Raw genomic sequence first — 2,245 nt, 5'->3', positions numbered from 1 at the left:
ACGCGGGGTACACCACGCGGTTTGCATGGCAACAGCGGCGCAATAATCGACCATTCGCGTTCTGTAAGTTCATAGCGGCGACGTGACATCAAAGACCTCCAAATCCGAGACCTTTGAATCACTAATACATTCAAATAGCTAGACTATTTATGAGTGCACGACCTAGACGAAACCGCGATGAGCCGGTACAAGCAAAATGGAGGTCTTCGTTTGAACGCCCGTTCCGTTACCAACTAACACGCGGAAGCTTCACGTCGTTGCAGCATTCTCAATCGGAAGCTGGCATGTGCCCGTATGGATTCAGTTCGCGTCAAAAAACAACAGAATAGAACCAACATCAAAGAACAACGTGCGTAAATTTACTGATCCACGCACCAAAGCAACTCAGAGTATTTCAAAAGTGGCCAGATATCTTGAGTGAAGACCAGTTTTTTACACGCCTAAGCCGTGATCACCCTATTACGGCCGAGGCCCTTTGCATTATATAACGCTGCATCCGCCCTATGTAGATCGTCTGAAAAGCTTTCGCTGTGAGACCCGTGCGCGATGCCTATGGATATCGTATAATTAACGGTTACTACTTCGCAACTGACGCGGCTTTCTTCAACACTGCTACGCAAGAACTCGCAAACAGAGATGAATTCGTTTCCTAACGGATTTGAGGATATCACGACGAATTCCTCGCCTCCAAGCCGCCCAGCACATAACCCCCGTTTCTCACTGACTGCCCTCAAAATACACGCGAGATTTACAATAACGGTGTCACCGACAGCATGGCCGTGGGAATCGTTGATGCTTTTGAACTTATCGATGTCTATTATTGCGATATCCAGAGGGCCGGGGAACTGATCGACGTAATCCCTCACACCCTTCCGGTTGAGCAACCCAGTCAATGGGTCAGTTCTGCTCAAGTTCAAAGACCTTTCATACGAATTCAGCAGCTTCTGAAAAACAACAGAATTAATGTAGGTCACAGCGAATGAAATTGTAAACGCCAGCGTGGCAGTTACAACGGTTCCCACCGCTAATGCATTAACCGGATACAAAACGAGCCCCATTTGCATCGCGACCGTAATTGCCAGAACATATAACAGTATGGCTATGGGAACAATGCACACGCTCACTTTGATTGCGAACCCGGCGGGACTAAATAACGGAAGATGCCCATCCCGAACAATTGGAAATAGAATAGATTTGAATAGTCGATAGAAAAGACTGTTAATCATATAATGAGTTAAGCATCCTCAATAAGTGTTGCGTTTGTCTATCCGGTTTATAGCATACGCCAAGAAGCGCGAGTAGTTTTCTTTTATTTCGCCACTGCTTGGAGCAGACGAAGTCGAGTTTGACAGGGTAATCCCCCCGGCAATTAACAGGCTTTAAAAGTAGAATTTTCTCGGCATTATGATCGAGGAGATTGTTGATGAAGATAAGCAGATTTAGCGAACCGCAGCTTCTTGCGATCCTGCGTCAGGCAGAAGGTGGCGTTCCAGTACCGGAGCTATGTCACGAACATGGAATGAGCAACGCTTCATTCTACAAGTGGCGCGCCAAGTATGGCGGCATGGATGCGTCGATGATCAGCCAGATGAAGGCTCTGGACGATGAGAACCGTCGGCTCAAGAAGATGTATGTCGAGATGAGCATGCAGACAAAGCTTTTAAAAGAGGCTCTAGGAAAAAAATGACGCGGTCATCTCAACGCCAAGAGATGGCCAGGAAAGCCGTGGCGCTACGCGGGGTCAGCATTGCACTGGCCTGCCGTATCTTTGGTGTCAGCGAGACCTGTTACCGTTACAGCGCCAAGCTGAACGAAGAGAACGAGCAGATCGCCGATCTGCTGATCGGGCTAACGAGTGCGAAGAAGAACTTGGGGGCTCTGTTGCAACAATTCCAGTTGGTTGGTGTGGTCCTGTTTTCTCCGCCGTCACGAGGGCTGACCTTCGAATTTCTGCGCGAGCAGCGACACCACTTCTGCGAGTGCGCACGGTCCAATGCCGAAAGCTCGTTTGACAATCCGGGCTTCTCCACGGATATCGCCGGTGAGATTGAAAATAGCAGCTTGGCCCTTGCGTTACGCCCGCATGACCTCAAAACCCTTGATCGTCGCATAGGCCGATTTCAAGGTCTTGAACCCTCGCACCGGCTTGATCAGTTGTTTCAGCTTGCCATGATCCGCCTCAACAACGTTGTTCAGATACTTAACCTGCCGGTGGACGAGATCCTCCGGGCATTTGCCTTCGGTC

At 49.2% G+C, this 2,245-nt stretch carries 1 protein-coding gene and 3 pseudogenes; 1 reads left to right on the top strand and 3 read right to left on the bottom strand.

What is annotated here, in order from left to right; translation table 11 throughout:
• Both ABE530_RS19520 and ABE530_RS19515 read right to left on the bottom strand, forming a co-directional pair.
• A pseudogene (locus ABE530_RS19520) lies at positions 1-89 on the bottom strand (IS5/IS1182 family transposase); the annotation flags it as partial.
• A 351-nt stretch (positions 90-440) separates the two neighbouring features.
• Positions 441-1,058, bottom strand: a complete 618-nt coding sequence (locus ABE530_RS19515; RefSeq protein WP_499695709.1) for a GGDEF domain-containing protein — start codon at positions 1,056-1,058, stop codon at positions 441-443.
• 365 nt (positions 1,059-1,423) lie between these two features.
• Here ABE530_RS19515 and ABE530_RS19510 point away from each other — a divergent pair.
• A pseudogene (locus ABE530_RS19510) lies at positions 1,424-1,875 on the top strand (transposase); the annotation flags it as partial.
• 51 nt (positions 1,876-1,926) lie between these two features.
• Here ABE530_RS19510 and ABE530_RS19505 read toward each other — a convergent pair.
• Positions 1,927-2,245: pseudogene (locus ABE530_RS19505) on the bottom strand (DDE-type integrase/transposase/recombinase); the annotation flags it as partial.

This window comes from Brucella sp. TWI559 (assembly GCF_039674265.1).
GTDB lineage: Bacteria > Pseudomonadota > Alphaproteobacteria > Rhizobiales > Rhizobiaceae > Brucella > Brucella chromiisoli.
Note: the sequence above shows the minus strand (reverse complement) of the source record. Positions and strands in the feature narration are given on the sequence as shown.

Coding starts and splice junctions, on each gene's coding strand:
- ABE530_RS19515 (WP_499695709.1), bottom strand. CDS start 1,058: ATGGGGCTCGTTTTGTATCCGGTTAATGCATTAGCGGTGGGAACCGTT.